A 24,466-nucleotide genomic window follows, 5' to 3' on the forward strand; every position below is an offset into this window, starting at 1 on the left:
TTGTGAAAAAAGAGGGTAAACTAATCGTTTTTTCCGCGCCTTCAGGATCAGGAAAAACAACAATTGTACATTACTTATTGGAGCAAAAAGAATTAAATTTAGATTTTTCTATTTCTGCAACTTCTCGTAAAAAAAGGGGAATTGAAGAAAATGGTAAAGATTATTATTTTATATCTCTTAACGAATTCCATAAGCATATTAAAAACAATGATTTTGTTGAATGGGAAGAAGTTTATTCAAATAATTTTTACGGAACTTTAAAAGAAGAAATCCATAGAATTTGGGCAGAAGGAAAGCATGTAATTTTTGATATTGATGTTATAGGGGGCTTAAATGTAAAATCACAGTTTCCAGAACAAACCTTAGCCATTTTTGTGCAGCCACCATCAATAAAAGAAATGGAGCGTAGACTTAGAAATAGAAAAACAGACAGTGAAGAAAAAATAAAAGAACGTGTAGCAAAAGCCGAAAAAGAAATGAAATATGCACAAGATTTTGATACAATTTTAATTAATGACAATTTAGAAGAAGCAAAAAAAGAAGCATATAAAATTGTTAAAAATTTTATAAACAAATGAAAATAGGATTGTTTTTTGGAACCTTCAACCCAATTCATGTTGGTCATATGATTATTGGAAATTATATGGTAGAATTCTCAGATTTAGATGAAGTTTGGTTTGTAATAACGCCACAAAGTCCGTTTAAACAAAAAACATCGATGTTGGGGAATTATCACAGATTGGCAATTGCTAATATTGCTGTTGAAAATTACCCAAAATTAAAAACAACAGATATTGAATTTAATTTAAAGCAACCTAATTACACAATAGATACTTTAGTGCGTATTGAAGAAAAACATCCAAATAAGCAATTTTGTTTAATTATGGGTGAAGACAATTTAAAAGGGTTTCACAAGTGGAAAAATCATAAAGTAATCCTTGAAAATTATGAGCTATATGTGTATCCAAGAGTTTCAGAAGGAAAAGCAGAATACAAACTTTTAAATCATAATAAAGTTCATAAAATAAATGCACCAATTATTCAAATTTCCTCAACATTTATTAGAAAATCAATAAAAGAGCGTAAAGATATTAGCACAATGTTACCACATAATGTATGGAAATATATTGATGAAATGAACTTTTATAAATAATAAATTTTAAGCATGAGTAAACAGGTAAATTGAAATTATTTAAGTAAAATTTCGTTGTATATTTGTTTGAAATTAAATTATGGCTAAAACACCTAAAAATAAAGGGAGATTTAAAGAGAAATTAATTAGTAAATACCGCTTGGTAATACTAAATGAAGATACTTTTGAAGAAAAAATATCTTTTAAATTAACTAGATTAAATGTGTTTATTTTAGGTGGGCTATTTTCAATTTTGTTAATTGTAGGCACTATTTTTTTAATTGCTTTTACACCTTTGAGAGAATATATACCAGGCTATTCTTCAATTAAATTAAAAAAAGAGGCTACACAACTGGTCTATAAAGTAGATTCTTTAGAGCAGGTATTGAAAGTTAATAATGTGTATATTGAAAAAATAAGAAAATTGCTCACAGGAGAAATAGCAGATGTTCAATTTGATAAAGATTCAGTTTTGCAATCCATTCACTATGATAAAGACACCATTAATTTAGAGCCTTCAAATATTGATTTAGAATTTAGACAAGAAATAGAAAGTACAGACAGATACAGTATTTTTAATCAAGCAACTAAAGGGGCTGAAATAGTATTTTTTGCTCCCGTTTCAGGAATAATTACAGATGGATATAATCTTGAGACAAAACACTTCGCTGTTGATATAGCGGTTGAAATGGGGACACCTGTAAAATCTGTTGCTGATGGTACTGTTATTTTTGCAGAATGGACTGCAGATACAGGGCACGTTATTATAATAGAACATACAGGAGGGTTTATTTCGGTTTATAAACACAATACATCGTTACATAAACAGCAAGGAGATTTAGTAAAATCTGGTGAAGTAATCGCTTCAGCAGGGAATACAGGAGAGTTTAGTACAGGGCCACATTTACATTTTGAACTTTGGAATGAAGGTTATCCAGTAGATCCAACTAATTATATTGATTTTGAATAATTATGAGCATTAAATCAAGTTTAGCAAAACCATTTGCAAAGCAAGTTGCTGTAAAATTTTATAAAAAAAGTAACAACGCTATAAAAGTTCAGCAAGAAGTTTTTAAAAAGTTAATTTCTAATGCTAAAGAAACAGTATTTGGAGAAGATCACAATTTTAGCAGTATAAAATCGTATAAAGATTTTAAAAAGCAAGTTCCTATTCGTGATTATGAAGCACTTAAGCCTTATGTAGAAAAAGTTGTAGCAGGAGAACCTAATATTTTATGGAAAGGAAAACCATTGTATTTTGCAAAAACATCTGGAACAACTTCAGGAGCCAAGTACATTCCATTAACTAAAGAGTCTATGCCCACTCATATTACGGCAGCGCGTAATGCATTATTATTGTATATCAATCAAACGAATAAATCTGATTTTGTAAACGGTAAAATGATTTTTTTACAGGGAAGTCCAGAATTGGATGAAACTAATGGAATAAAAACAGGTAGGCTTTCTGGTATTGCAGCTCATTATGTACCTAAATATTTAACAAAAAACAGGATGCCAAGTTGGGAAACCAATTGCATAGATGATTGGGAAACTAAAGTTGATGCCATTGTTGAAGAAACCGTTAATGAAAATATGACTTTAATTAGTGGAATTCCTTCTTGGGTACAAATGTATTTTGAAAAACTAATTGAAAAAACAGGTAAAAAAGTAGGTGAAATTTTCCCAAATTTTAACTTGTTTGTTTATGGAGGCGTTAATTTTGAACCTTATAGAAACAAATTTGAAGATTTAATAGGAAGAAAGGTGGATACTATTGAATTATACCCAGCTTCTGAAGGATTTATAGCCTACCAAGATTCTCAAACTAAAAAAGGAATGATGTTGTTAGTAGATAATGGGATGTTTTATGAGTTTATTCCTTCTGAAGAGTTTTTTGACGAAAATCCTACAAGAATTTCTTTAGCCGATGTGAAAGTAGGAGTAAATTATGTGCTAATTTTAAACACTAACGCAGGACTTTGGGGATACAATATTGGAGATACTATTGAATTTATTTCAGTAAATCCACCCAGAATTAGAGTAACAGGAAGAATAAAACATTTTATATCTGCATTTGGAGAGCATGTAATAGCTAAAGAAGTAGAACAAGCCATAAATGAAAATACAGTAAACACAAAAATTAGTATTACCGAGTTTACCGTGGCACCACAAATAACTCCTAAAATAGGGTTGCCATATCATGAATGGTTTATTGAATTTAAAAACGAACCAGAAAACCTTCAGGATTTTGCCACTAAAATTGATCTTTCAATGCAGCAACAAAATAGTTATTATTTAGATTTAATTGAGGGGAAAATACTGCAACCATTAAAAATTACAGCTATTGAAAAAGGAGGGTTTAATAGTTATATGAAATCTGTAGGAAAATTAGGTGGGCAAAATAAAGTGCCTCGTTTAGCTAATGATAGAAAAATAGCTAATGAACTTTCTAAATTTAAAGTAAAATGAAAGTGAAATCGGTTAATGTTGGCGAAAGAAAAACAATTAATTATAAAGGTAAAATTGTTGAAACAGGAATTTTTAAGTTTCCTGTAAAAGAGATATATATTGATACAGAAGGGGTTCTAAACGACACTGTAATTGACAGAAGGTATCATGGAGGAATTAACCAGGCCGTATATGCTTATTCTGAAAATCATTATTCGTATTGGAAAGAACTGTATCCCAATTTAGACTGGCATTATGGCATGTTTGGTGAAAATTTAACCATTTCAAATTTGGAGGAAACTAAAATTCAAATAGGTGATATTTATAAATTAGGAGAAGCCTTGTTAGAAGTTACTAAACCAAGACAACCTTGCATGAAGCTGGGGATAGTATTTAAAACTCAAAATATTTTAAAACAATTTTGGAACTCAACCAAAAGCGGTATTTATTTTAAAGTACTAGAAAAAGGAGAAGTTACCAAAGGAGATAAACTTGTTTTGATAAAGAAAATAATAGGTTCTCCTACAATTGCTGAGGTTTATAATTCTATTCCTTAATAGTAAGCTAAAAACAAGTTAGATTCTGTTTTTACTTGTTTGTTAACAATAAATTTAAAGAATAAAATAGAATTAGTTTTTTTTAGTTTAAATTTTTATTCGTAAATTTAATAGCTCGATGAGATTTATGTTGCTTGTTATAAGCATTTTAATTTTTATTGATTTCTTTTCTACTAACTAATTTTATATAAGAAAACATTATTCTAATTATATAAAATTATCTGTTATGAACACCTTTGCTAAGTTAGCATATCTGCGAATCTTAGGGTTTGCTAAGCTATTTATTTTTTTAATTTCCATTTCTTTAAGTTTCTCTGTAAAAGCCCAAATTGGGGGCTCTTTTACTGCAGAAACCCCCACTTATGATTTTACAGATTTTAAGCCGCTTACTGCAGCAAAATTTATTGAAAACGAGTTTGTTTTTTTAAAAAGAGAGTACGATAAGTACCCTTCTACTTTAGAAAAAGGATATAGAATTGAAGTTATTCCTTCAAAACGACAAGGCTTTAGACCTTCGGTAAGTAACCATCAAATTTACAGACATCTTATTGATAATGCTGTGTTAGAATGGGCGCATCAAAACAATTACACTGTTTATTTAGATAATGGGTATAAAATAGTTAATAAACTAAAAGACAGTACAGAAGTTGTTGTTTACGTTATCTCAGCTTTTACATCTCCTTTATTTAATAAAACGATAGAGCAGGAATTCGACAAAAACCACAATAGTAATTGGAACAACCAAACCTCTGGATGGTCTGTTGTTAATACCCAATTTGGAACATTGCACGGTCTTAAATCTTTTGAAACAATACGTGTAGCAATCAATGGGGCTAAATTAATAGATGAATGTCAAAAAAAGCTTAACCAACTCACTCAATCTGGCAATGCTTCAAAAGAAAAATCAATCGCAATTATAAAATCATTTACAAATCATTATGAAGCTTCTATTGAATTAATTCGCTCAAGATATGGCGAAGTTTCTGGCGAAATAGAAAACCGTCAAAAACCTGTGGGAGTCAAGGGAGATTTAGTTCCTGTAAAAGACATGATTGACTCTATGTTAACTTTTTGTGATCACAAAATAGATGTGGCTAAATCTCTTTTTTTAGAAAGAAATAAAAGCCATTAAATTATGCTCTAAGCTATCACATATAAAAAAACTTTCAAATGAAAAAGTCTCTTTTAGTTTTCAAAACGAAGCTAATTTTAGCTTCAAATATTATTGTTCAAGGATTGCTCCTACTGATGTTCTCAATTTCACTTTGTGCACAAAATTCAAATGCTGCACAATGGCAAAGTGCTGGAGGGGAAAAAATTCTATCGGGTAGTCACAGTTTTTTAGATACATGGACATTCAATTCTAACCAAAGTGAAAAAGGATTTTGGAAGGGTGGTTTTTATGACCCTGAAAAGACACGTAATTATCAACCCTGGGACAATGTGGTTAAAAATTCAGTTGCTCCAATAAAAGGAACGTTTACCGTTCAGGGTCCAGGACATATTGGTCTGTATCAAAAATCAAAGGGTGGAAGTTCTATTGTGATGTATAATGCTGATACAAAAGAAGCCTTTCGTCCATGGTACGGTACAGGAAATAACTTCGACCCTGAAGAGTTTTGGGGAAAAGTCCCTGAAAAAGCGGTAATAACAATTGTTGTAGAAGCGCAAATGACGGCTTATGATAATCGAAATATGACCGGTCAACTTTCTTATGTTGCGCCACAAGAAGTTGAATATGAAGTTTGGTTTTTTCCTCAAGACGGCGGAAAAATTATAAAAATTGATAAGCCTGTTGCAAAATTTGACAAACCAAAACCCGGCATTTTGTATTATAAAGACAAGGTGTGTAATTAAAAAATTAATTTAAAGATTTTAAAAATGAAACTTAAAAATAAATTTTTAGCGACTATTATAGCTGTTATAGTTTTTATCACCTCTTCTTGGACAAAAATTGGAACAAGAGTCAGGGTTACTGCGGTTAAAGGCATTGTTACCACACAACTTATAAAATCTAGATTTGACAGTAAAATTTACTGCCCTCTAGAAAGAAAACTTAACATAACTGAGTCAAGAGTTATAAATAGTAATGTTAGAATTAAAACGGGTGCTGACAGTTTTGCCCAGATAGAATATCCCGATCATACTAAAATAAAATTAAGTCCCAACACAGAAATAATTTTAGAAGGAAATAATATCTTCATTAATGATGGAAGTGCATGGTTCAAAGTTGAAAAACAGAAGAACGGTGGATTAATTATAAAAACACCAACGTGCATAATAGGAATCAGAGGAACAGAATTTGTGGTAAAAGTATCAAAAGATGGTAGTAGTAGCTTAAGGTTAATTGAGGGGCAAATAGAATTGTCTGATAAATATAAAATAAATACGATTACAATGAACAAGGGCATGGAAGTTAATGTTGCCAAAAATTCTTCTACTTTAATCACAAAAATATTTCGACTTACAGAAAATGATAAATGGTGGACTGATTGGCCAACTCTTGTTCCTATCGCTGAAATGCCCAAACCAAATGCTTCTCATTCCACTTTTAAAAATGCCTTGGGAAATCCTTGTGGTACAGACAAGGAATTTGTCAGATCTTTATATCAATCGGTATTAGGAAGAGACCTTGACGTATCATTAACTAATAACGGCGGTTCTCATTTACGCAAGCTACAAAACGGAGGGCATAGATGGCGGACTATCTGGAATTTTTTTAATGCACCAGAATATAAAAATAAACAAAAAAGGCATAAAGAATTTATAAGAGATGCCTATCAAGCCGTACTGGGAAGAGAACCTAGTAATTACGAACTAAACGATTGGCCTAAAGTGGATAGAAATGATATTTTAAGAAAATTCTTTAATTCTGATGAGTACCTAAAAATAATGGCCAATTGTTCTAAAACGGGACAAAAAGTAATCTCATCATCAATTTCCGGAACTTGGAACCTCAATCAAGATAATGGTTATACGGGCGTTATGACTATTCAGCCAGATTTAAATAATCACTTTACAGGAAATGTCACTTGGAATGGTTCTCTAAAAGGGACTATAGACAGTAATGTGTCTGGAAATACCGTCAACATTACCATTGATTATCACAACGGCACTATTGGGTATTACAAAGGTACTTTGACTCAAAACGGAACCCAAATCATTAATGGCACTGTAAAAGGCAATAATGGCGTTTCGGCAAATTGGACTGCCAGTAAGGTTGTAACATTCTCATCAATTTCCGGAGCTTGGAATCTCATCCAAAGTAACGGTTATAAAGGAATAATGAACATTAAGCAAAACCAATCTGGAAAACTAAGCGGAAGTGTTAATTGGGGTGAAAATTTAACAGGTACAATTGATGGAGGTATTTCTAATAATATTATTGAGTTTACATTAAGCTATTCAAATGGAATAAACGGGATATACAGAGGAGTTTTATCTAAAAATAGCATTAGGATAGACAATGGCACTTCAAATAGTAGTACTGGAGAAACTGCAAGTTGGTATGCCACAAAGATTATAACCTCTTCAAATAAAAAATCTATAGATTATGTTTGGACCATAAACAAATCGGGATTAATTTATAATTGGAATGGCGGTATTTGGGATTATTATCCGGGCAAAGCGCAAGATATTGGCGTAGGCGCTAACAAATCTGTCTGGATAATAGGTGTAGAACCGCATAGATATGGCTCGGAAATTTATCATTTGGTAGGGAATAAATTTGTAAAAACAGCTGGTGAAGGTGTTAGAATAGACGTGGGTCCTTACGGAAATCCTTGGGGTGTAAATAATCTTGATCATATTTACAAATGGCAAAATAATACTTGGCACAGAATGCCTGGAACGGCCAAAGATATTGGCATTGGTGCCAACGGTGATATTTGGATAATTGGAAGTGATGCTATTAATAGTAATTATGGCATTTATAAATGGAATGGTACACAGTGGGTTAAATTTCCCGGTGCTGCTGTACGAATTGATGTTGGTCCCAACGGAACTCCTTGGGTTGTAAATTCTTTTGACGATATCTATAAATTATCTAATAATAGGTGGCAAAAATTACCGGGAAAGGCTAAAGATATAAGTGTGGGTGCAGATGGTAATGCTTGGGTAATTGGTACAGACAGTACTTTAGGCGGACATAGTATTTTTAAATGGAGTGGCGCTAAATGGATTAAAGTTCCCGGCAGTGCAACAGTTATTTCTGTAGGTGGTAAAAGACAATCTGCTTATTAAACTATGAAAATAAAAAGGTTTTTGGGATATCTGTTTTTTAGTTTGGCTTTAGCCTTTGCTTTTGGACCTTTTACAGGTGTAAAAAAAGTACGGCAGAGCGTAACAAATGTGTTGCTCTCTGTCGTTACATTAAATGACGTTCAAAATAAGTCTGTTATTCCAGAATTAAATGAACTTAAATTAGCAAATTTTCCTGCATTAAACACATTTATTAATAATTACAAAATTGAAACAGCTGTAAAACCACTTAAAAAGATAACTAAAGTGAGTCCTAATAATAAAAATGGCTATGCTTCTAAAGATATTGTTAAATTGATAAATCAGCTAGAAGGGAGCCGTAAAACAAAGAAGGATACTGTCAAACAAAAAAAAATTCTACATCCTAAAAATTATAGCCTTAAAATTGATGGCAAAAAATGGCGGTTGTTAAAAAATGATTTGAATTTAAAATCGGATGTCGCTTTTATTAAAATTGGGGATGTCATCTTAAAAAGCAATCCTCAAGAAAATAATGAATTAACACTTGTTAAAATTAAATGGTTTGCCCAACTTAGGTATATGTTATTTGGATTTTTCCTCCTAGCTGCTTTTCTATCCCTCAAAGGTCTTTACAAAAAATTACCGGGCATAAATTTAAATCCGATTTGGGCTTCAAAACTAGGCGACTTTATTTCGATATTATTTTTGAGTACTCTTGGTTACACCGCTATAGAATATTTATTACATGCCTTTACAGGGGCGTATCCATACTTTTACGACAGTCTTTTTGTAGCAATGGGAGCCATTTTTTATATTCCAGTTATGTTAATTTTTACATTTTTTAATTCTAAACAATTCAGTCAAAATATAGAAATCACAAAAGAGGGGATTACAGTTTATTATCTTGAAAAATCTTCTTTTGTAGAATGGAAACAAATTCAAAAATTTGAATTATTGTCCTCTTTTTTACTAGTTAGCAGGCTCAATTTTCCTATGCCAAAAAAATTACAGACTTATCTTGTTATTAAAACTGAAAAGAATTCTATTTATATTGTTGAGCCTGATTTAAAATCAATTAAAAATAAAATTTTACGAGCTCTAAAAAATAACTGCCAAGAAAATTTGAAGCCTCAAATAGCTACAATTATTGATAAATGGTAACCGCATAATACCATTATAAAAAAGGGCTTACAACTGCAAGCCCTTTTAGTTTATCAAATAAAGTTTGGTTTACTTTTTAGATAATAAATCTCTTATTTCAGTTAATAAATCTTCTTGTGAAGGGCCTTTTGGAGCTTCAGGAGCTGGTTCTTCTTTCTTTTTCATTTTATTAATTCCTTTTATTATCATAAACATAACAAAAGCCACAATAATAAAATCGATAACATTAGTTATAAAATCTCCATAAAGAACAGCTACTTCACCAACAACTTTTCCTGCTTCATCAGCAACACCATCTTTTACAACGTATTTTAAATCTTTAAAATCTGAGTTAAAAATTAATCCAATAAGAGGCGAAACAACACCTCCAGTAAATGAAGTTACAACACTTTTAAAAGCTGCACCCATTACAAAACCCACTGCAATATCAACAAGGTTACCCTTTATTGCAAATTTTTTAAATTCATTTAACATTCCCACAGTATAATTTATATTTAGTTAATTGAGCTAATATACTAAAAATAATAATTTTAGCAACTTTTTAATACACGTCTAACTCGCTGTGAAATGGCTGTCAATAATTCATAAGGAATGGTATTACTTGCCTTTGCCAATGCTTCAATATGTTGTTGATTTTTGTAGATTATAACTTCATCTCCTTCATTACATACAATATTAGTAACGTCAACCATAATCATATCCATGCAAACATTGCCAACAATTACGGCCTTTTTATTATTAATGTAAACGTAACCAACACTATTACCTAATTTACGAGAAATACCATCAGCATGTCCTATAGGTATTGTAGCTGTTTTAATAGTTGTTGTAGCTTTATAAGCCCTGTTATACCCAACAGTTTCTCCTTTTCGAATAGTTTGGATTTGAGATATAATTGATGTTAAGGTTAAGACGCTCTTTAATTTTTTAGTATGTTTTTCGTCATTTCCAAAACCATATAACCCAATTCCTAAACGCACCATATCAAATTGAGCTTCAGTAGCATAATTTAAGACACCAGAAGTGTTTAACATGTGTTTAAAAGGAGTGTAATTTAATAGGTTAATTACTTCTTTTGAAATGGAGTTGAAGATATTTATTTGTTGTAAGGTAAATACACGTTCATTTAAATCTTCACTTGCAGCAATATGAGAAAAAATAGATTTAACAATAATTTCATTTTGATTGTTTATTAATGAAGATATTTCTGAAATATCATTTTTTGTAAATCCTAATCTGTTTAAACCAGTATTAAATTTTAAATGAATAGGGTAGTTTTCTAATTTTAAAATTCTTGAAATTTCAATAAACCGTTTTAGTAAATTAACTGAATAAATATTTGGTTCTAAACGGTGTTCAATAATCTTTTCAAGGTTGCATTTTTGTGGATGTAGCACCAAAATAGGTGTTTTAATTCCTCCTTTTCTTAAAGTAACACCCTCATTTAAGTAGGCTACGGCAAAATAATCAACACTATTTTCTAAAAATTTTGCAATTTCAACGGCATCACTACCATAACCAAAAGCCTTTACAACTACTACTATTTTAGTTTTTTTGTAAAGTTTAGATTTGAAATAATTTAAGTTGATTTTAACAGCATTTAAATCTATTTCAAGTACAGTAACGTGGCTATTTTCCATTGTTATTTTGCGCTTCCTTTTTATTTTTTTCGGCATGAACAGCTTTGTAGTATGCTGCACGACTTAAAGGCTCGTATTCTTGCGTTTCACCAAGTAAAACAAGCTCATTACTTGTGGCTGTTCTATGGCTAAAATGCGCTAAGTTTCCAGTTCTTGTGCAAACGGCATGTACTTTTGTAACATATTCAGCAGTAGCCATTAAATAAGGCATTGGGCCAAATGGATTCCCTTTAAAATCCATATCTAAACCAGCAACAATAACTCGAACGCCACGATTTGCTAATTCATTGCAAACAGCAACAATTCCATCATCAAAAAATTGTGCTTCGTCAATTCCAACAACATCTACATCGGCGGCTAAAATTAATATATTGGAAGATGAAGGTACAGGTGTTGATCTAATTTCATTCGCATCATGTGAAACTACCATTTCTTCATCATAGCGAGTATCTATTGCAGGTTTAAAAATCTCTATTTTTTGTTTGGCAAATTGCGCTCGTTTTAACCTGCGAATTAATTCTTCTGTTTTACCAGAAAACATGGATCCGCAAATAACTTCTATCCAACCAAATTGTTCGTTATGATTTACTGTATTTTCAAGAAACATTTTGTAATTTCACGCTTGAAAGGTTATTGTATATTTTTAATTTCTATAAATGTAATTAAAATAGAATTGTATTTTCTTGTAATACTTGATAAGATACAAAAGATAATTCTATTTTGAATTCTTACAAATTTATTAAAAATAATACATCAAAAATTATTTAATAGCGCAACTTATGCACAAAAAATTAGAAGCTGAACTTGTAAGCTTGGCACACAGTATTTTAGAAATGGAAAATAAAGCAGATGTAAAAGCCTTACAAAAAAAAGCGAGACTTATTTACGAAAAACTTTCTGTACTAAAATTTATTGAAAAAAGTTTTATTGAAGAGCCTGATACAATTAATGAAAAATTAGTTGATGAGCTTAAAATGAAAGAAATAACAGAAGATCAAGTTGAAAAAACGTTTAGTACTCAAGAGATTTCTATAAAAGATGATACAACTCAAATTCCTTCTCTCCAAAATTCATTGAAGGAAGAATTAAAAGATGCAATATCAGCAGATGTTGCTACACAACTTTTTGAAAGAGTTACAAAAGAAAACCCCGTAATTGAAGATATTAATGAAAACAGTCAGCAATCTTTAAACGATACCTTGTTTAAAAATAATTTACAAATTGGATTGAATGATAGAATAGCTTTTGTAAAACATTTATTTGAAGGAAATCAGGGGGATTTTAACCGTGTTTTATCGCAGTTAAATTCATTTAAAACAGAAAAAGAAGCCAAAGATTTTATTGTAAATATGGTGAAGCCAGATTATGATTGGAATGAAAAAGTTGAATATGAAGAGCGTTTAATAACAATTATTGAGCGTAAATTTTTATAATCAACGTCGTTACGAAAGAGTGGCTGTTAAGCGGAGTCGAAGTAAAACTTCTGAAACAATCTATCACTTTGTAATTCCAATCATGAGATTGCTTCATTCCACATAATTATGAGAATCTTTTCACTACGAAGTAATCTGTTTTCTAGCGTAAAATAAACAGGTTTTATATTATTTGTCATGAAAAAAAATAATGTATTTTTACAATAATGAATTATGTTACGCTAGAAAAAGAACTTAGAAAAAGAACAAAATTCCCATATTCTTGGGGTAGAAAGCAGTTAGATAAGTTTGATAAACAAACTAATTTTATTTATAAAACGGACTCGCTGTCTTCAGTTTTATCAGAAATTGAAGTAAAGTTTAAAGACAATTATCAATATAACAATTTAAAAAATTACACCCTAAATAGATGGTTTAATTTTTGGTCAGCAAAAGCTGTTGAGACTATGTTTTGTGAACATAAAAACGTAAAACCACACATAGACCCTTACAATAAGTTTACAGATTTTTTTATTGAAGATATTCCATTTGATCACAAAACAACAATTTTTCCAAATGGTTATAGCAAGTCTATTCCTTATGCAATAGAACACAAAGGAGAATTGATAGAATGGTTGTATAAAAACCAAAGTCAGCAACAGCGAAAGCATTTTAAAAACAGGCTTTTTATTATTTTAGTAAACTATCAAAATGAAAATGAGCATTGGAAACTAAAAGCCGAAATTAGTTGGTTAAAAGAAATAATATCAGCTTATTTGTGTAATTTTGAATCCGAAAAATTATACAGTTTTAAAAATGAAAATAAGATTGTGAAAGCTGATATTATTTGGGCTATAAAGTAATTTTCCCATTTAGGTATTAAGAATGTGATAACCACGTCTTTATCACGCTTCGTTATGGCGTTTGGGTTATAGTGAAATATAAAAATTAATTAAAAAAGTGAATTATATAGGCTCTAAACATAAATTATCATCATTTCTAAAAAAATCAATAAAGGAAGTAGTTGCTGATGATTTGTCAGAACTTGTTTTTTGTGATTTATTTGCAGGAACTGGAATTGTTGGGCGTAATTTTAAACCATTTGTAAAGCAAGTTATTGCAAATGATATTGAATGGTACAGCTATATTTTAAACAAGAATTACATTGGAAATTACCAGCTATTAGATTGTGATGAGAAAATTAAAAGGTTAAATAGTTTAAAAGGTGTTGAGGGTTTTATTTTTCATAACTATTGCGAAAAAGGAAGTAGTAATAGGTTGTATTTTTCGGCTGAAAATGGAAGAAAAATTGATGCTATTAGACAACAGATAGAAGTTTGGAAAATAAATAGTGAAATAACAGAAGACGAATATTATTTTTTATTAGCATCACTAATTGAAAGTGCAGATAAAGTTGCAAATACGGCATCAGTCTATGGAGCTTATTTGAAACAATTAAAAAAATCGGCTCAAAAGTTGTTGGTGTTCTCACCAGCAAAATTTAAAGAAACTAAAAATTCACACCAAGTTTTTAATGAAGACAGTAATCAGCTTATTAAAAAAATTACAGGCGATATTTTGTATTTAGACCCTCCTTATAACTCACGGCAATATGGTTCAAATTATCACTTGTTAAATACCATTGCTAAATATGATACCTTTATTCCTCAAGGAAAAACAGGATTGCGAGATTATTATAGGTCGTCTTATTGTAAGAAAAATGAAGTAAAAAAATCTTTCGAAGATTTAATAAAAAACGCTAACTTTAACTATGTTTTTTTAAGTTATAACAATGAGGGTTTAATGACTGAAAATGAGGTAGGTACAATAATGTCATCCTATGGGAAATACAGTTTAAAAACAATTAACTATCAACGCTTTAAAGCAGATAAAACCAAAAACAGAAATCATAAGGCAACTGCAACAGTTGAATATTTACATATTTTAGAAAAAACAGTATGAGCGCACAAGAATACAATAAATTATTTGATGAGGTAATTGCAAAATATCACATTATTGACAAAGTAGATCAACCATTTGAAAACCCGTTTAATAAAGATACTTTTGAACACTTATTGTACAGAAAAAATTGGATTGATACGGTTCAATGGCATTATGAAGATATAATTCGTTTGCCAGATATTGATCCTGTTGAAGCAATTGTTTTAAAACGAAAAATAGATGCTTCAAATCAAGACAGAACAGATATGGTTGAGTTTATAGATAGTTACTTTTTAAATAAATTTAAAGATGTAAAAGTACAAGAAGGAGCCAAAATTAATTCAGAAACTCCAGCTTGGGCTATAGATAGACTTTCAATTTTGGCTTTAAAAATTTATCATATGAATGAAGAAGCAACGCGAGAATCTGCATCAGAAGAACACAGAGTAAAATGTCAGAAAAAATTAGATATTTTATTAGAACAAAGAGTTGATTTATCTACTGCAATTGATGATTTATTAGCCGATTTTGCTTCGGGTAAAAAGTATATGAAAGTGTACAAACAAATGAAAATGTATAATGATGAGGATACAAACCCTATGTTATATGCCAAAAAATAATATAAAAAACAGAAATTATTGAAGGCTTATTTACAAAGTTATAAAGTTATTCTATTCATTGGAGTACTACTTATTTTAAATAGTTGTAAAAGTGTGGTAATCCCTGTTTTTGCTGCACAGTTGCCACCTGATAAACCAAATTATCAGAAACAAGCATCATGGGCTGTATTGCCAAATACATACCCAGAAAATTTATTACATTGGAAAATAAATAGAGATTCTTTACAAGCAGATGTGTTTTATATTTACCCAACGCTAAATATTGATGAAAAAGATTTGAGATGGAATGTTCCAATTACAGATTCCGTCCAGAATAAAAAAGTAATCAACAAAGCTGTTTATTATCAAGCATCAGCATTTATAAATGCAGGAAATTTGTATGTTCCATATTATAGACAAGCACACCTTAGGTCATACTCACAATATGATACAGGTGGGAGTGAGGCTTTAAAATTAGCTTATATAGATATTAAAAATGCGTTTGAATTTTATTTAAAAAATTATAATAAAGGAAAACCAATTATTATTGCATCCCATAGTCAAGGAACAACCCATGCCATAAGACTTTTAAAAGATTTTTTTGATGGAAAACCACTACAAAGTAAATTAATTGCGGCTTATATTCCAGGAATTGCTATAAGAAAAGAAGAGTTTAAACATATTTATTTAATGAAAAGCCCAACTGAAATAGGAGGTTTTGTTTCTTGGAATACATATAAAAACAATTATTATCCAAAAACATATAATGAATGGTTTAAAGGAGTTGCAACTACAAACCCTATTACTTGGGATGCTAAAATAGCATCTCAAAGAAAAGACCATAAAGGATTTTTGTTTACAAATAACAAATTGTATAAACAAGCACTTAAAGTTTATGTAAAAGATGGCATTTTATGGATTACTTTACCACGTTTTCCGTATCGTATTTTTGCTTTAGGTAAAAAACGTTACCATACAGGAGATATTAATTTATTTTGGGAAGATATTAGAGAAAATGCAATGTTACGTGTTAAAGCATACTACAATAGAAAAGAAATAATAAAAAAAAACATTAACTAACTTTTTTCTAATAAAAATAAAAAGTTACAAAAAAGGTGCTTAATCGTCATAAGTTAAACATTTTTTTATGAAAAATAGTATTCTACTTTTAACAATACTAATTTTAGTAACCTCTTGCGCATCAAAATCATCGTTCAATTCTTTTTATGTTGAAAATAGAGAGAATAGTAATTTTTCAATAAGTACACCAGCTTTTTTTACAAATCTATTTATCCCAAAAGATGATGTTAAAGAGTTCGAAGATTTGTTTAAAAAAGTTAGACATTATAAATTGATGATATTTTCAGAAGATTCAACATCATTAGATGAAAAATTTGATAGGTTTATTAAACGTAAAAATTACATATCTTTTTTCAGAATAAATAAAAATAGAGACAAGGTTCAATTTTATCTTTTAAAGAATAAAAATAAAATTAAAGAAATAGTTATTAAAATTAAAAGTGATGGTTCTTTAACATTATTGGGGTTAAAAACTAATTACTCGCAACTTAAACAATATTATTGAAAGATCAATTGTTAAAGTTGCGAGTAATTAGTGTTTGTCAACCCTTTTTTTTGTATTTCCAACATAAACTTCATTGTTATTAACAATAACAGGACGTTTTAAAAAGGTATATTCTTCAAGTATTAACTGGCGGAAATCTTTTTCAGTTAATTCTTGATTTTTTAAATCCATTTGTTTGTATTTTTTTGCTCTTCTGCTAAATAAAACCTCATAGTTATTGGTAAGCGAATGTATTTCATCTAATTGTTTTACTGTAATTGGTTCAGTTTTTATTTCCTGTAAAATATAGTCTGAAGTGTCCATATCTTTTAAAATTCTTCTACAAGTATCACAGGTTTTTAAGTAGTATATTTTTTTCATTTGTAATAAATTAGTTGTTAAAGTAAATTTAAGTTGTTTTATCTTTAAATTTGAATACTTTTAATAAAAAAATAAAGACAATGCAACAGCAGTTAGAAACATTGATAGAAACAAGAAAATTCACATTAAAAGTTATTGAACATTGTACCATTGAGCAATTAAATAAAATTCCGAAAGGATTTAAAAATAACATTGCTTGGAATTTGGCACATTTGGTAGTAACACAGCAACTGTTGTGCTATAAGCTTTCTGGGTTAACCTGCTTAATTTCAGAAGAAATGATTGAAAATTTTCAAAAAGGAACAGCACCAACCTATATAATTTCTGAAGCTGAATTTGAATTGATAAAAAAACAATTCATAGCACTTCCAAATCAATTAAAAGAAGATTATTTTAAAGGTATTTTTAAAAATTATTACGAATATGAAACTAGCGTTAACATTACTTTAAAAAACATTGAGGATGGCATTTTTTTTAACAGTTTTCACGAAGGAATACATCTTGGAGTGATACTTCAATTATTAAAGTTTATATAAAATGGATTTATTTGCAATTGCAACTATATTAATAGTACTTTCTGCACTTTTTGGATATCTAAATGTGCGTTTTTTAAAGTTGCCAACTACCATTGGGTTAATGGTAATTACTATTGTTTTTACGTTATTAGTTTTAGCAACAAGTTTAATTGATGATACTCTATTGGAACATGAAAAGTTATTAATTTCACAAATAGATTTTGAAACTGTTTTATTAGATATTATGTTGAGTTTTTTATTGTTTGCAGGTGCATTACATACTAATTTTCAACAATTAAAAGTTCAGCGTAAACCAGTTTTAATATTTGCTACATTTAGTACACTAATATCTACGTTATTAGTAGGGATATTTTCTTATTATTTACTAAAACTCATAAATTTAGAGGTCGATTTTATTTATTGTTTATTATTTGGAGCATTAATTTCACCTACCGATCCAATTGCGGTTTTAGGAATTTTAAAACAAGTTGGAGCTCCAAAAAAACTGGAAACAAAAATTGTAGGAGAATCATTGTTTAATGATGGAGTTGGGGTAGTTGTATTTTTAACTATCTATCAAATAGCAAAAGGAGGAAGAGATATAACTTTCGGACACGTTGCAGAAATGTTTTTGGTAGAAATAGTTGGGGGAATTGCGCTTGGTTTTTTGTTGGGTTGGATTACGTATCGATTTTTAAAATCTATTGATGATTATGATGTTGAGGTTATAATTACCATTGCAGCAGTTATGGGAGGTACTGTTTTAGCACAATATTTTCATTTGTCAGCACCATTAGCAATGGTAACAACAGGATTAATTGTAGGTCATGATACTGTGAGAGAATCGTCAATGAGTAAAATTACAGAACAATATGTAGATAAGTTTTGGGAATTAGTAGATATATTACTAAATACGGTATTGTTTGTAATGATAGGAATGGAAATTTTGGTGCTAACATATAATAGTCAATTTATATTAGCGGGTTTATTATGTGTACCAACCTTATTAATAGCTCGTTTTTTATCGCTTATGTTGCCTATTAAATTATATGCTAAAAAATTAGAATTTGTTCCAAATACAAATTTAATAATGACTTGGGGAGGATTACGAGGAGGAATCTCAATAGCTTTAGCACTTAGTTTAACACAAAATATGCACCGTGATTTATTTTTAGTAATTACATATATTATAGTTGTTTTCTCAATTATTGGACAAGGATTAACCGTAGGAAAATTAATTAAAAAATTAAGTAAAGAATAAGTACATTTGTACTTAAATAATACATTGAATTAACACCATATAAAATGAAGTTTAACACCAAAACAATTCACGGAAATCAACAACATGACCCATCAACTGGAGCGGTGATGCCTCCTATTTATCAAACATCTACGTATGCACAAACTTCACCGGGGAATCATAAAGGATATGAATATTCAAGGACTGGAAACCCTACACGTACAGCTTTAGAAAATGCGTTTGCAAGTATTGAAAATGGAAAATTTGGATTGGCTTTTGGCTCAGGATTAGCAGCCATTGATTGTGTATTGAAATTATTAAACCCTGGAGATGAAGTAATCTCAACCAATGATTTGTATGGTGGTTCTTATAGAATATTCACAAAAATATTTGAAAATTTTGGTGTGAAATTTAAGTTTATTGGAATGGAGAATGCAGGAAATATTGAGAATTATATTTCTAAAAAAACGAAACTAATTTGGGTTGAAACACCAACAAACCCAATGATGAATATTATTGACATTGAAGCAGTATCTAAAGTCGCAAAAAAGCATCAAGTTTTATTAGCAGTTGATAATACGTTTGCAACCCCTTATTTGCAAACACCATTAGATTTAGGAGCCGATATTGTTATGCACTCTGCAACTAAATACCTAGGAGGACATTCAGATGTTGTTATGGGAGCATTAATAGTAGACAATAAAGAATTAGCAGATAAATTATATTTTATTCAAAATTCTTGTGGTGCAGTTTGCGGACCTATGGATAGCTTTTTAGTGTTAAGAGGCATAAAAACATTGCATGTACGCATGCAACGACATTGTGAAAATGGTAAAGCAGTTGCTATGTTTTTAGTGAATCATCCAAAAATTGAAAAAGTATACTGGCCTGGATTTGAAAATCATCCAAATTATGAAATTGCTAAAAAGCAGATGAGAGATTTTGGAGGTATGGTTTCATTTGTAACAAAAGGGAATAATATTAAAGACGCATTTAAAATAGTTGAAAATTTAAAAATATTCACTTTAGCTGAATCTTTAGGTGGCGTTGAATCACTATCGGGGCATCCTGCAAGTATGACCCATGCTTCTATCCCAAAAGAAGAACGAGAAAAAACAGGTGTTGTAGATTCTTTAATTAGATTAAGTGTTGGAATTGAAGATATAGATGATTTAATTGCTGATTTAAATCAAGCGTTGAATTTAATTTAGGTAATAAATATACCCAATGTGAACCCAAAGTAGCCAATCGTTATATTTATTGGCAGGATCGTCTTTTGCATTTAACCCGTCAACATAATTAGAGAAAAAATACTGCCAACGAGATTCAATTAGAATATCTGAATATTCTCCTAGTTTGCGTCTTGTTCCAATACCAAATGTTGCAGATCCGGTAATATTAGATTTCATTTTTGCAGCTCCAGGCACAGCCCATTTAGAGAATAGCAAGTTTGGATTTTGTTCCCAATCTCCTAAATCAGATTTTAATTCAGGATCATAATAATCTAGCATAAAACCAGCACTTACATAAGGTGACCATTTTAAATCTGGAATTCGTCTAGAACCAAAATCTACAATATCAACAATATGAAACTCAAGTTGTGCTCCAAAATTTATGAGTTTAGTTTTTCCATGCATTGCACGTAATTGATCTGCTTCATATGTTTGCCTATAATCTTGAACCCATTCTCCATAATGATCTAATTCGGCAGACATATAAGATAATTCTACTCTAACTCTAAAATGTTCTGCAAAATAATTTGTTCTTTGATTCCAGCGATATCTATAATCTGTAAAGTTTAAATAATAAATCAATCCAAACCCCATGCCAATATTTCCGCCAACGTTACTTGAAAAGTTGTTGCGTTGCCCATAGTCTGTAGTAAATGATGCTGAACCGGTAATAAACCCAATTTCATGGCTATTGTAATCTTGAGCTTGAATATTTATTGTTAAAAAGCAAAAAATAAGGAGGGGTAATATTTTAATGTTTTTTTTCAAAGTAAGGGTTTAATATGTCAAATGTAATAAAAACTTCATAAATCATTAATTGATACTTCATAAATCTAAATTAAACACTTCATTTTCTTCCCAATTTGCCATTATTGTAATCACGGTTTCAAAATATTTAACTACTTCAGGTTGCTTTTTATTTAAAAAATCACCAGTATCCCAAATACCATTATTGTTTTTATCTAGTGTTACTTTTATTAGGTATTTATTAGGAACTAGCAAATGAAAACTTACTTTTTTTGGTTTGTTCAATTTTTTCAATCTAACTAATTCTCCTTTTTCAGTTAATAATTCAACAATTAAAGGTGTATTTTTAGAACTCAATAATTCAAGATTTAAAATCCCATAATTTTCAGGTAACTTTGTTTTTAGTTTAAAAAACAATGAATCATTTGAAACACCAAAAATATCTGTAATTGTTTTAGGTAATAACTTGAAATTATAATTAGTATTGTGTTTTTTTTCAAAATTTAGGTAAATTTTGGTTTTTAATACGGTTGCTTTAAAGTCAACATTTATAGAGTCTTCTTCTAAAATTTGAATTGAAGATTTATTAAAATTAACTATAGGAATATTTGTAGAAATAGAAAAGGTGTCTAATAAATGTAATGTACTACTTGTACTTTTTGTAATTTCTAAAGAATCCATTTTTGAGCTTCTGGGTTTTATTACAAATTTTTCAGAATATTCTCCTTTCGAAACTAAAAAATTTAAAGAATCAACTTCAAAAGGAGTGTACCAATAGTTAATGGTGTCTTTATTTTTTTCGAAAACAATTTTAGAATTAAAATCGCTAGGCGTTTGTGTTAGTAGATCTATGTTTAAATTTTTCGCATTGCCTTCAAACCCAAAAATAAGATGACCTTTTGATACCTCTTTAGGTTTTATTATTTTTAATGCAGGAATTTCTTTAAAAATGGTAAAATTATATTTTTTATCGGTAGGTATTATAATGGTGTCTTTTACAAATCCAATTTCATCAATTTTAGGATTGTAAATTTTATTACCATTGGCATCTTTTAAAGCAATAAGTAAATATTTCCCAGCCCGTAAATTTGTAAGTTCAAATAAAGTGCTATCCAAAGTGTTAGCAATATAGCGTGGTTTCTCTTTAAAAATAATTGAATCATTAAAAGAGTCACTATACGGATAAAGCATTACGCTAATATTTTTTTCTGTCTCTTTTTTAAGAGGGTTGGTAACTTCTCCTGTTAAATTTAAGGAGTCAATAAAACTTCCTGTTGAAAAAACATATTTAAAATTACCCAATTTATTTTCTTCATTATTATCAACTATACTATTCCCAAAGTTAAATACATAGGTAGTATTTTTGTCTAAAGTGTCTAAAATTTTTATGGTAATGAATTTACTTGCAGTTCCAAGAGGTGTAATAATGGGATTGTTATTTTGAGGAGGAGAAATAACCAATTGCTTATTTACATCTTTTAATTTAATGTATTCATCAAAATAAATTTTTATTTTTTTAGCTGTAAAATTAATACTGTTATAATTAGGAGAAGCGCTAACCAGTATTGGAGCAATGCTATCTTTTAAACCTCCTGTTGGTCTTCCTCTTTTTGCACAATTACTAATAGATAAGCCAAGCGCAATAAAAAAAATAATTTTAAAAACTTTATAATTCATATATTCAAATTACTTTGCTGCAAAATAACAATTTATTTATTTAAAAACGTATTTGATTGTTTTAGATTCTATCATATTATTAACATAATTTATTTGGTATAAGCCATACAAGCAATGCTTATTTTTAAGTTTTTGATATTTTCAAAAGCATTGCAACAAGATTCAAGAGTTGCTCCAGTTGTAATAATATCATCAATTAATAAAATATGTTTATTCTCTAGCGAAATTTTGTGTTGTACAACAAATAATTCTTGTACATTTTTCCATCTCTCTAAACGTAATTTATTCGTTTGTGTTTTTGTTGAAGATATTTTAACCAGAAAAGTTTCATTATAAGGAATTTGTAATTTTTTTTCCAAACTTTTCCCAAAATTGGTAACTTGATTGTAGCCTCTTAATTTTAATTTTTGAAGATGAAGAGGTACAGGTATAATATAATCTATGTTTTTAAACCGATTGCTTTCAGCTATTTCTTCTCCTAACCAATTTCCTATAAAATTACCTACTTGCTGTTGTTTATTATATTTAAGTTCGTGAATTAATTGTTGTACTTTTCCTTTTTTAGAAAAATAAAATAAAGAGGTTGCAGCAATAATTCGTACTCTTCCATAAAAAGATTTTTCAACTAAATTATTTTTTTCAAAGCTAAAGTGTGTTAAAGGTAAATCATGTCTGCACTTTAAACAGATGGTTGATTCATTATATGACAAAGCTTTATAACAACATAAACAAACTTCAGGAAAAAAAACATTAAAAATATCTTTTAAAAAATTCATAGCATTATTTTTTATTAAAAGTACATGATTTAATCAAAAAAGTAACCTTTTTCAACTAAATAATTATCAAATAATTATGAATTATAGTTTTTATGATGTAACTTTATGGCTCCTCAAAAAACACCTCAAAATTATTTATTGAATACCTCAAAGTTATTTATTGAATTTGTTATAATTTTGTTGCGCATTTTGCGTTAAGTAAATTAAATAAACAAATTAAGAAATTAAAGAATGATGGAAGAAAATAAAAAATCCAATACTAAAATAATAGTTATTGTTTTAGCGGTATTATTACTTGTTGCTTTGGCATACACTTTTTATAACAATAAAGAACATAAAAAGTTAACAGACGCCATAGAAGAGGAAAAACTTGAAATAGAAGGAAATTTAGACAGTATGATTGTTAAATATGAAGAAGCAATAGGTCAAAACACTTCAATGTCTAACGAGTTATCTTTAGAAAGAGATAGAATAATTGCATTAAGAGATTCAATTAAAGGTTTAAAAGCTACAAATTACAGTTTAATACGTCGTTATAGAAAACAAATAGCAAAACTGGAAGAAACAAATAGGCGTTTATTTTTTATGACAGATTCATTAACAGGTGTAAATGAATTATTAACAATTGATTTGGATAGTGCAAATGTTAAAATTTCAAAACAATTAGCTAAAAACGATACGTTATCATTACAAAATTTACAATTGTCAGAAAAAGTAGCAATTGGATCAGTTTTAAAGGTGAGTAACGCAAAAATATTGGCTATGAGAGAACGTAAAAATGGTAAATTAGTTGAAACTTCTAGAGCTAGAAATACAGATGCTTTTAGAATTAATTTCACCATTGCAAAAAATGAAATAGCTGGAAAAGGAGAACGTCAAGTTTATATACAAATTGTTGATGCAAAGGGGCTTACCGTTGCGGGGAAAGGAGAATTAACTTTTAATGATGTACAAATTAATTATAGTGACCAAACAATTGTAAATTATTTAAATGATGCTGTAGATATTATTTCTTTAGTTGAAGTAGATAGAGGTACAATTAAAAGAGGAGTTTATACGGTTAATATATATATTGAAAATAAATTTGTAGGAGCAACTCAAATTACTTTAAAGTAAAGAAAAGTAACTCCAGATTAATATTATTTAATGTTGATTGAGTGGAAATAGTTTAGGCTATTTCCACTTTTTATTTTTTAGTATTAAAACCTTTCCTATTTTTGCAA

26 protein-coding genes are annotated in these 24,466 nt (G+C 29.3%); 19 read left to right on the forward strand and 7 right to left on the reverse strand.

The genetic code is table 11. The annotated features are described in order from the left end of the window. The first annotated feature begins 2 nt into the window (after nucleotides 1–2). The 9 genes from gmk (at nucleotide 3) to Lupro_RS09695 (ending at nucleotide 9,519) form a co-directional block, all read left to right on the forward strand. On the forward strand, nucleotides 3–578 hold the full coding sequence (gene gmk, locus Lupro_RS09655) for a guanylate kinase (RefSeq protein ID WP_068209388.1): 576 nt from the start codon (nucleotides 3–5) through the stop codon (nucleotides 576–578). Then, a complete protein-coding gene (gene nadD, locus Lupro_RS09660) occupies nucleotides 575–1,153 on the forward strand; it encodes a nicotinate (nicotinamide) nucleotide adenylyltransferase (protein WP_068209391.1) in 579 nt (192 codons plus the stop codon). The genes gmk and nadD overlap by 4 nt, the downstream gene beginning before the upstream one ends. Nucleotides 1,154–1,232: 79 nt before the next feature. Further along, the gene (locus tag Lupro_RS09665; RefSeq protein ID WP_068209394.1) at nucleotides 1,233–2,102 is read left to right on the forward strand and encodes a M23 family metallopeptidase; all 870 of its coding nucleotides are present in this window, start codon (nucleotides 1,233–1,235) and stop codon (nucleotides 2,100–2,102) included. 2 nt (nucleotides 2,103–2,104) lie between these two features. Then, a complete protein-coding gene (locus tag Lupro_RS09670) occupies nucleotides 2,105–3,601 on the forward strand; it encodes a GH3 auxin-responsive promoter family protein (protein ID WP_068209397.1) in 1,497 nt (498 codons plus the stop codon). Beyond that, nucleotides 3,598–4,137, forward strand: coding sequence for an MOSC domain-containing protein (locus tag Lupro_RS09675; protein WP_068209399.1), 540 nt, complete (start codon nucleotides 3,598–3,600; stop codon nucleotides 4,135–4,137). Before Lupro_RS09670 ends, Lupro_RS09675 begins: the two co-directional genes overlap by 4 nt. Before the next feature lie 226 nt (nucleotides 4,138–4,363). Continuing rightward, nucleotides 4,364–5,269 (forward strand): hypothetical protein, encoded by a 906-nt coding sequence (locus tag Lupro_RS09680; protein ID WP_068209402.1) that lies wholly within the window; start codon nucleotides 4,364–4,366, stop codon nucleotides 5,267–5,269. Nucleotides 5,270–5,307: 38 nt separating this feature from the next. Beyond that, nucleotides 5,308–5,994 carry a hypothetical protein gene (locus Lupro_RS09685; RefSeq protein WP_068209405.1) on the forward strand — a complete coding sequence of 229 codons (687 nt, stop codon included), beginning with the start codon at nucleotides 5,308–5,310 and terminating at the stop codon, nucleotides 5,992–5,994. A 24-nt stretch (nucleotides 5,995–6,018) separates the two neighbouring features. Beyond that, complete coding sequence (locus Lupro_RS09690; RefSeq protein ID WP_068209408.1) at nucleotides 6,019–8,379, forward strand: tectonin domain-containing protein; 2,361 nt, start codon at nucleotides 6,019–6,021, stop codon at nucleotides 8,377–8,379. Nucleotides 8,380–8,382: 3 nt separating this feature from the next. Then, entirely contained in the window at nucleotides 8,383–9,519 is a 1,137-nt protein-coding gene (locus Lupro_RS09695) for a hypothetical protein (RefSeq protein ID WP_144439135.1), read from the forward strand. A 69-nt stretch (nucleotides 9,520–9,588) separates the two neighbouring features. On the opposite strand, the gene mscL is transcribed toward Lupro_RS09695, so the two are convergent. The 3 genes from mscL to Lupro_RS09710 are packed head-to-tail and all read right to left on the reverse strand — an operon-like array spanning nucleotide 9,589 to nucleotide 11,766. Further along, nucleotides 9,589–9,993 (reverse strand): large-conductance mechanosensitive channel protein MscL, encoded by a 405-nt coding sequence (gene mscL, locus Lupro_RS09700; RefSeq protein ID WP_082703892.1) that lies wholly within the window; start codon nucleotides 9,991–9,993, stop codon nucleotides 9,589–9,591. Between the two features lie 56 nt (nucleotides 9,994–10,049). Beyond that, complete coding sequence (gene alr, locus Lupro_RS09705; protein WP_068211570.1) at nucleotides 10,050–11,159, reverse strand: alanine racemase; 1,110 nt, start codon at nucleotides 11,157–11,159, stop codon at nucleotides 10,050–10,052. After that, nucleotides 11,149–11,766 (reverse strand): thymidine kinase, encoded by a 618-nt coding sequence (locus Lupro_RS09710; protein ID WP_068209417.1) that lies wholly within the window; start codon nucleotides 11,764–11,766, stop codon nucleotides 11,149–11,151. The genes alr and Lupro_RS09710 overlap by 11 nt, the downstream gene beginning before the upstream one ends. Nucleotides 11,767–11,938: 172 nt before the next feature. Here Lupro_RS09710 and Lupro_RS09715 point away from each other — a divergent pair, with 172 nt between their 5' ends. From Lupro_RS09715 to Lupro_RS09740, 6 genes are all read left to right on the forward strand, one after another. Further along, a complete protein-coding gene (locus Lupro_RS09715) occupies nucleotides 11,939–12,592 on the forward strand; it encodes a hypothetical protein (protein ID WP_068209420.1) in 654 nt (217 codons plus the stop codon). A gap of 206 nt (nucleotides 12,593–12,798) precedes the next feature. After that, nucleotides 12,799–13,434, forward strand: a complete 636-nt coding sequence (locus Lupro_RS09720; RefSeq protein ID WP_068209422.1) for a hypothetical protein — start codon at nucleotides 12,799–12,801, stop codon at nucleotides 13,432–13,434. 97 nt (nucleotides 13,435–13,531) lie between these two features. Further along, nucleotides 13,532–14,533 (forward strand): DNA adenine methylase, encoded by a 1,002-nt coding sequence (locus Lupro_RS09725; protein WP_068209426.1) that lies wholly within the window; start codon nucleotides 13,532–13,534, stop codon nucleotides 14,531–14,533. Continuing rightward, nucleotides 14,530–15,132: a DUF4254 domain-containing protein gene (locus Lupro_RS09730; protein WP_068209429.1), complete on the forward strand. Its 603-nt coding sequence runs from the start codon at nucleotides 14,530–14,532 to the stop codon at nucleotides 15,130–15,132. Before Lupro_RS09725 ends, Lupro_RS09730 begins: the two co-directional genes overlap by 4 nt. Nucleotides 15,133–15,150: 18 nt before the next feature. Then, nucleotides 15,151–16,191 (forward strand): DUF3089 domain-containing protein, encoded by a 1,041-nt coding sequence (locus Lupro_RS09735; protein ID WP_227807439.1) that lies wholly within the window; start codon nucleotides 15,151–15,153, stop codon nucleotides 16,189–16,191. A gap of 67 nt (nucleotides 16,192–16,258) precedes the next feature. After that, nucleotides 16,259–16,696: a DUF4252 domain-containing protein gene (locus Lupro_RS09740; RefSeq protein WP_068209432.1), complete on the forward strand. Its 438-nt coding sequence runs from the start codon at nucleotides 16,259–16,261 to the stop codon at nucleotides 16,694–16,696. 27 nt (nucleotides 16,697–16,723) lie between these two features. Here the strand turns inward: Lupro_RS09740 and Lupro_RS09745 are convergent, their stop codons facing one another. Then, the gene (locus Lupro_RS09745; protein WP_068209435.1) at nucleotides 16,724–17,056 is read right to left on the reverse strand and encodes an arsenate reductase family protein; all 333 of its coding nucleotides are present in this window, start codon (nucleotides 17,054–17,056) and stop codon (nucleotides 16,724–16,726) included. 80 nt (nucleotides 17,057–17,136) lie between these two features. Here Lupro_RS09745 and Lupro_RS09750 point away from each other — a divergent pair, with 80 nt between their 5' ends. Genes Lupro_RS09750 through Lupro_RS09760 form a run of 3 tightly spaced genes read left to right on the forward strand, consistent with a single transcriptional unit; the run spans nucleotide 17,137 to nucleotide 20,022 of the window. Next, the gene (locus Lupro_RS09750) at nucleotides 17,137–17,592 is read left to right on the forward strand and encodes a DinB family protein (protein WP_068209438.1); all 456 of its coding nucleotides are present in this window, start codon (nucleotides 17,137–17,139) and stop codon (nucleotides 17,590–17,592) included. 1 nt (nucleotide 17,593) lies between these two features. Then, a complete protein-coding gene (locus tag Lupro_RS09755; protein ID WP_068209441.1) occupies nucleotides 17,594–18,832 on the forward strand; it encodes a cation:proton antiporter in 1,239 nt (412 codons plus the stop codon). A gap of 44 nt (nucleotides 18,833–18,876) precedes the next feature. Then, nucleotides 18,877–20,022 carry a cystathionine gamma-synthase gene (locus Lupro_RS09760; protein ID WP_068209443.1) on the forward strand — a complete coding sequence of 382 codons (1,146 nt, stop codon included), beginning with the start codon at nucleotides 18,877–18,879 and terminating at the stop codon, nucleotides 20,020–20,022. Here the strand turns inward: Lupro_RS09760 and Lupro_RS09765 are convergent. The 3 genes from Lupro_RS09765 to Lupro_RS09775 form a co-directional block, all read right to left on the reverse strand. After that, the gene (locus tag Lupro_RS09765) at nucleotides 20,014–20,811 is read right to left on the reverse strand and encodes a THC0290_0291 family protein (RefSeq protein ID WP_068209446.1); all 798 of its coding nucleotides are present in this window, start codon (nucleotides 20,809–20,811) and stop codon (nucleotides 20,014–20,016) included. The two genes, Lupro_RS09760 and Lupro_RS09765, sit on opposite strands and share 9 nt — an antisense overlap. A gap of 57 nt (nucleotides 20,812–20,868) precedes the next feature. Further along, on the reverse strand, nucleotides 20,869–22,467 hold the full coding sequence (locus Lupro_RS09770; protein ID WP_068209449.1) for an Ig-like domain-containing domain: 1,599 nt from the start codon (nucleotides 22,465–22,467) through the stop codon (nucleotides 20,869–20,871). Between the two features lie 89 nt (nucleotides 22,468–22,556). Beyond that, nucleotides 22,557–23,243, reverse strand: a complete 687-nt coding sequence (locus Lupro_RS09775; RefSeq protein ID WP_068209452.1) for a ComF family protein — start codon at nucleotides 23,241–23,243, stop codon at nucleotides 22,557–22,559. A gap of 231 nt (nucleotides 23,244–23,474) precedes the next feature. Between Lupro_RS09775 and Lupro_RS09780 the strand changes: the two genes are divergently transcribed. Continuing rightward, on the forward strand, nucleotides 23,475–24,359 hold the full coding sequence (locus Lupro_RS09780; RefSeq protein ID WP_068209455.1) for a hypothetical protein: 885 nt from the start codon (nucleotides 23,475–23,477) through the stop codon (nucleotides 24,357–24,359). Nucleotides 24,360–24,466 lie beyond the last annotated feature (107 nt).

Origin of the sequence: Lutibacter profundi (assembly GCF_001543325.1) — a bacterium.
Classification (GTDB): domain Bacteria; phylum Bacteroidota; class Bacteroidia; order Flavobacteriales; family Flavobacteriaceae; genus Lutibacter; species Lutibacter profundi.

Bases quoted from the DNA above. Each gene is read 5' to 3' on its own strand.
- Lupro_RS09745 (WP_068209435.1), bottom strand. From the start codon at position 17,056: ATGAAAAAAATATACTACTTAAAAACCTGTGATACTTGTAGAAGAATT.
- Lupro_RS09770 (WP_068209449.1), bottom strand. From the start codon at position 22,467: ATGAATTATAAAGTTTTTAAAATTATTTTTTTTATTGCGCTTGGCTTA.
- Lupro_RS09780 (WP_068209455.1), top strand. From the start codon at position 23,475: ATGATGGAAGAAAATAAAAAATCCAATACTAAAATAATAGTTATTGTT.
- Lupro_RS09680 (WP_068209402.1), top strand. From the start codon at position 4,364: ATGAACACCTTTGCTAAGTTAGCATATCTGCGAATCTTAGGGTTTGCT.
- Lupro_RS09710 (WP_068209417.1), bottom strand. From the start codon at position 11,766: ATGTTTCTTGAAAATACAGTAAATCATAACGAACAATTTGGTTGGATA.
- alr (WP_068211570.1), bottom strand. From the start codon at position 11,159: ATGGAAAATAGCCACGTTACTGTACTTGAAATAGATTTAAATGCTGTT.
- Lupro_RS09760 (WP_068209443.1), top strand. From the start codon at position 18,877: ATGAAGTTTAACACCAAAACAATTCACGGAAATCAACAACATGACCCA.
- mscL (WP_082703892.1), bottom strand. From the start codon at position 9,993: ATGTTAAATGAATTTAAAAAATTTGCAATAAAGGGTAACCTTGTTGAT.
- Lupro_RS09755 (WP_068209441.1), top strand. From the start codon at position 17,594: ATGGATTTATTTGCAATTGCAACTATATTAATAGTACTTTCTGCACTT.
- Lupro_RS09750 (WP_068209438.1), top strand. From the start codon at position 17,137: ATGCAACAGCAGTTAGAAACATTGATAGAAACAAGAAAATTCACATTA.
- Lupro_RS09715 (WP_068209420.1), top strand. From the start codon at position 11,939: ATGCACAAAAAATTAGAAGCTGAACTTGTAAGCTTGGCACACAGTATT.
- Lupro_RS09675 (WP_068209399.1), top strand. From the start codon at position 3,598: ATGAAAGTGAAATCGGTTAATGTTGGCGAAAGAAAAACAATTAATTAT.
- Lupro_RS09730 (WP_068209429.1), top strand. From the start codon at position 14,530: ATGAGCGCACAAGAATACAATAAATTATTTGATGAGGTAATTGCAAAA.
- Lupro_RS09665 (WP_068209394.1), top strand. From the start codon at position 1,233: ATGGCTAAAACACCTAAAAATAAAGGGAGATTTAAAGAGAAATTAATT.
- Lupro_RS09720 (WP_068209422.1), top strand. From the start codon at position 12,799: ATGAATTATGTTACGCTAGAAAAAGAACTTAGAAAAAGAACAAAATTC.
- Lupro_RS09775 (WP_068209452.1), bottom strand. From the start codon at position 23,243: ATGAATTTTTTAAAAGATATTTTTAATGTTTTTTTTCCTGAAGTTTGT.
- Lupro_RS09670 (WP_068209397.1), top strand. From the start codon at position 2,105: ATGAGCATTAAATCAAGTTTAGCAAAACCATTTGCAAAGCAAGTTGCT.
- Lupro_RS09685 (WP_068209405.1), top strand. From the start codon at position 5,308: ATGAAAAAGTCTCTTTTAGTTTTCAAAACGAAGCTAATTTTAGCTTCA.
- Lupro_RS09690 (WP_068209408.1), top strand. From the start codon at position 6,019: ATGAAACTTAAAAATAAATTTTTAGCGACTATTATAGCTGTTATAGTT.
- nadD (WP_068209391.1), top strand. From the start codon at position 575: ATGAAAATAGGATTGTTTTTTGGAACCTTCAACCCAATTCATGTTGGT.
- Lupro_RS09740 (WP_068209432.1), top strand. From the start codon at position 16,259: ATGAAAAATAGTATTCTACTTTTAACAATACTAATTTTAGTAACCTCT.
- Lupro_RS09695 (WP_144439135.1), top strand. From the start codon at position 8,383: ATGAAAATAAAAAGGTTTTTGGGATATCTGTTTTTTAGTTTGGCTTTA.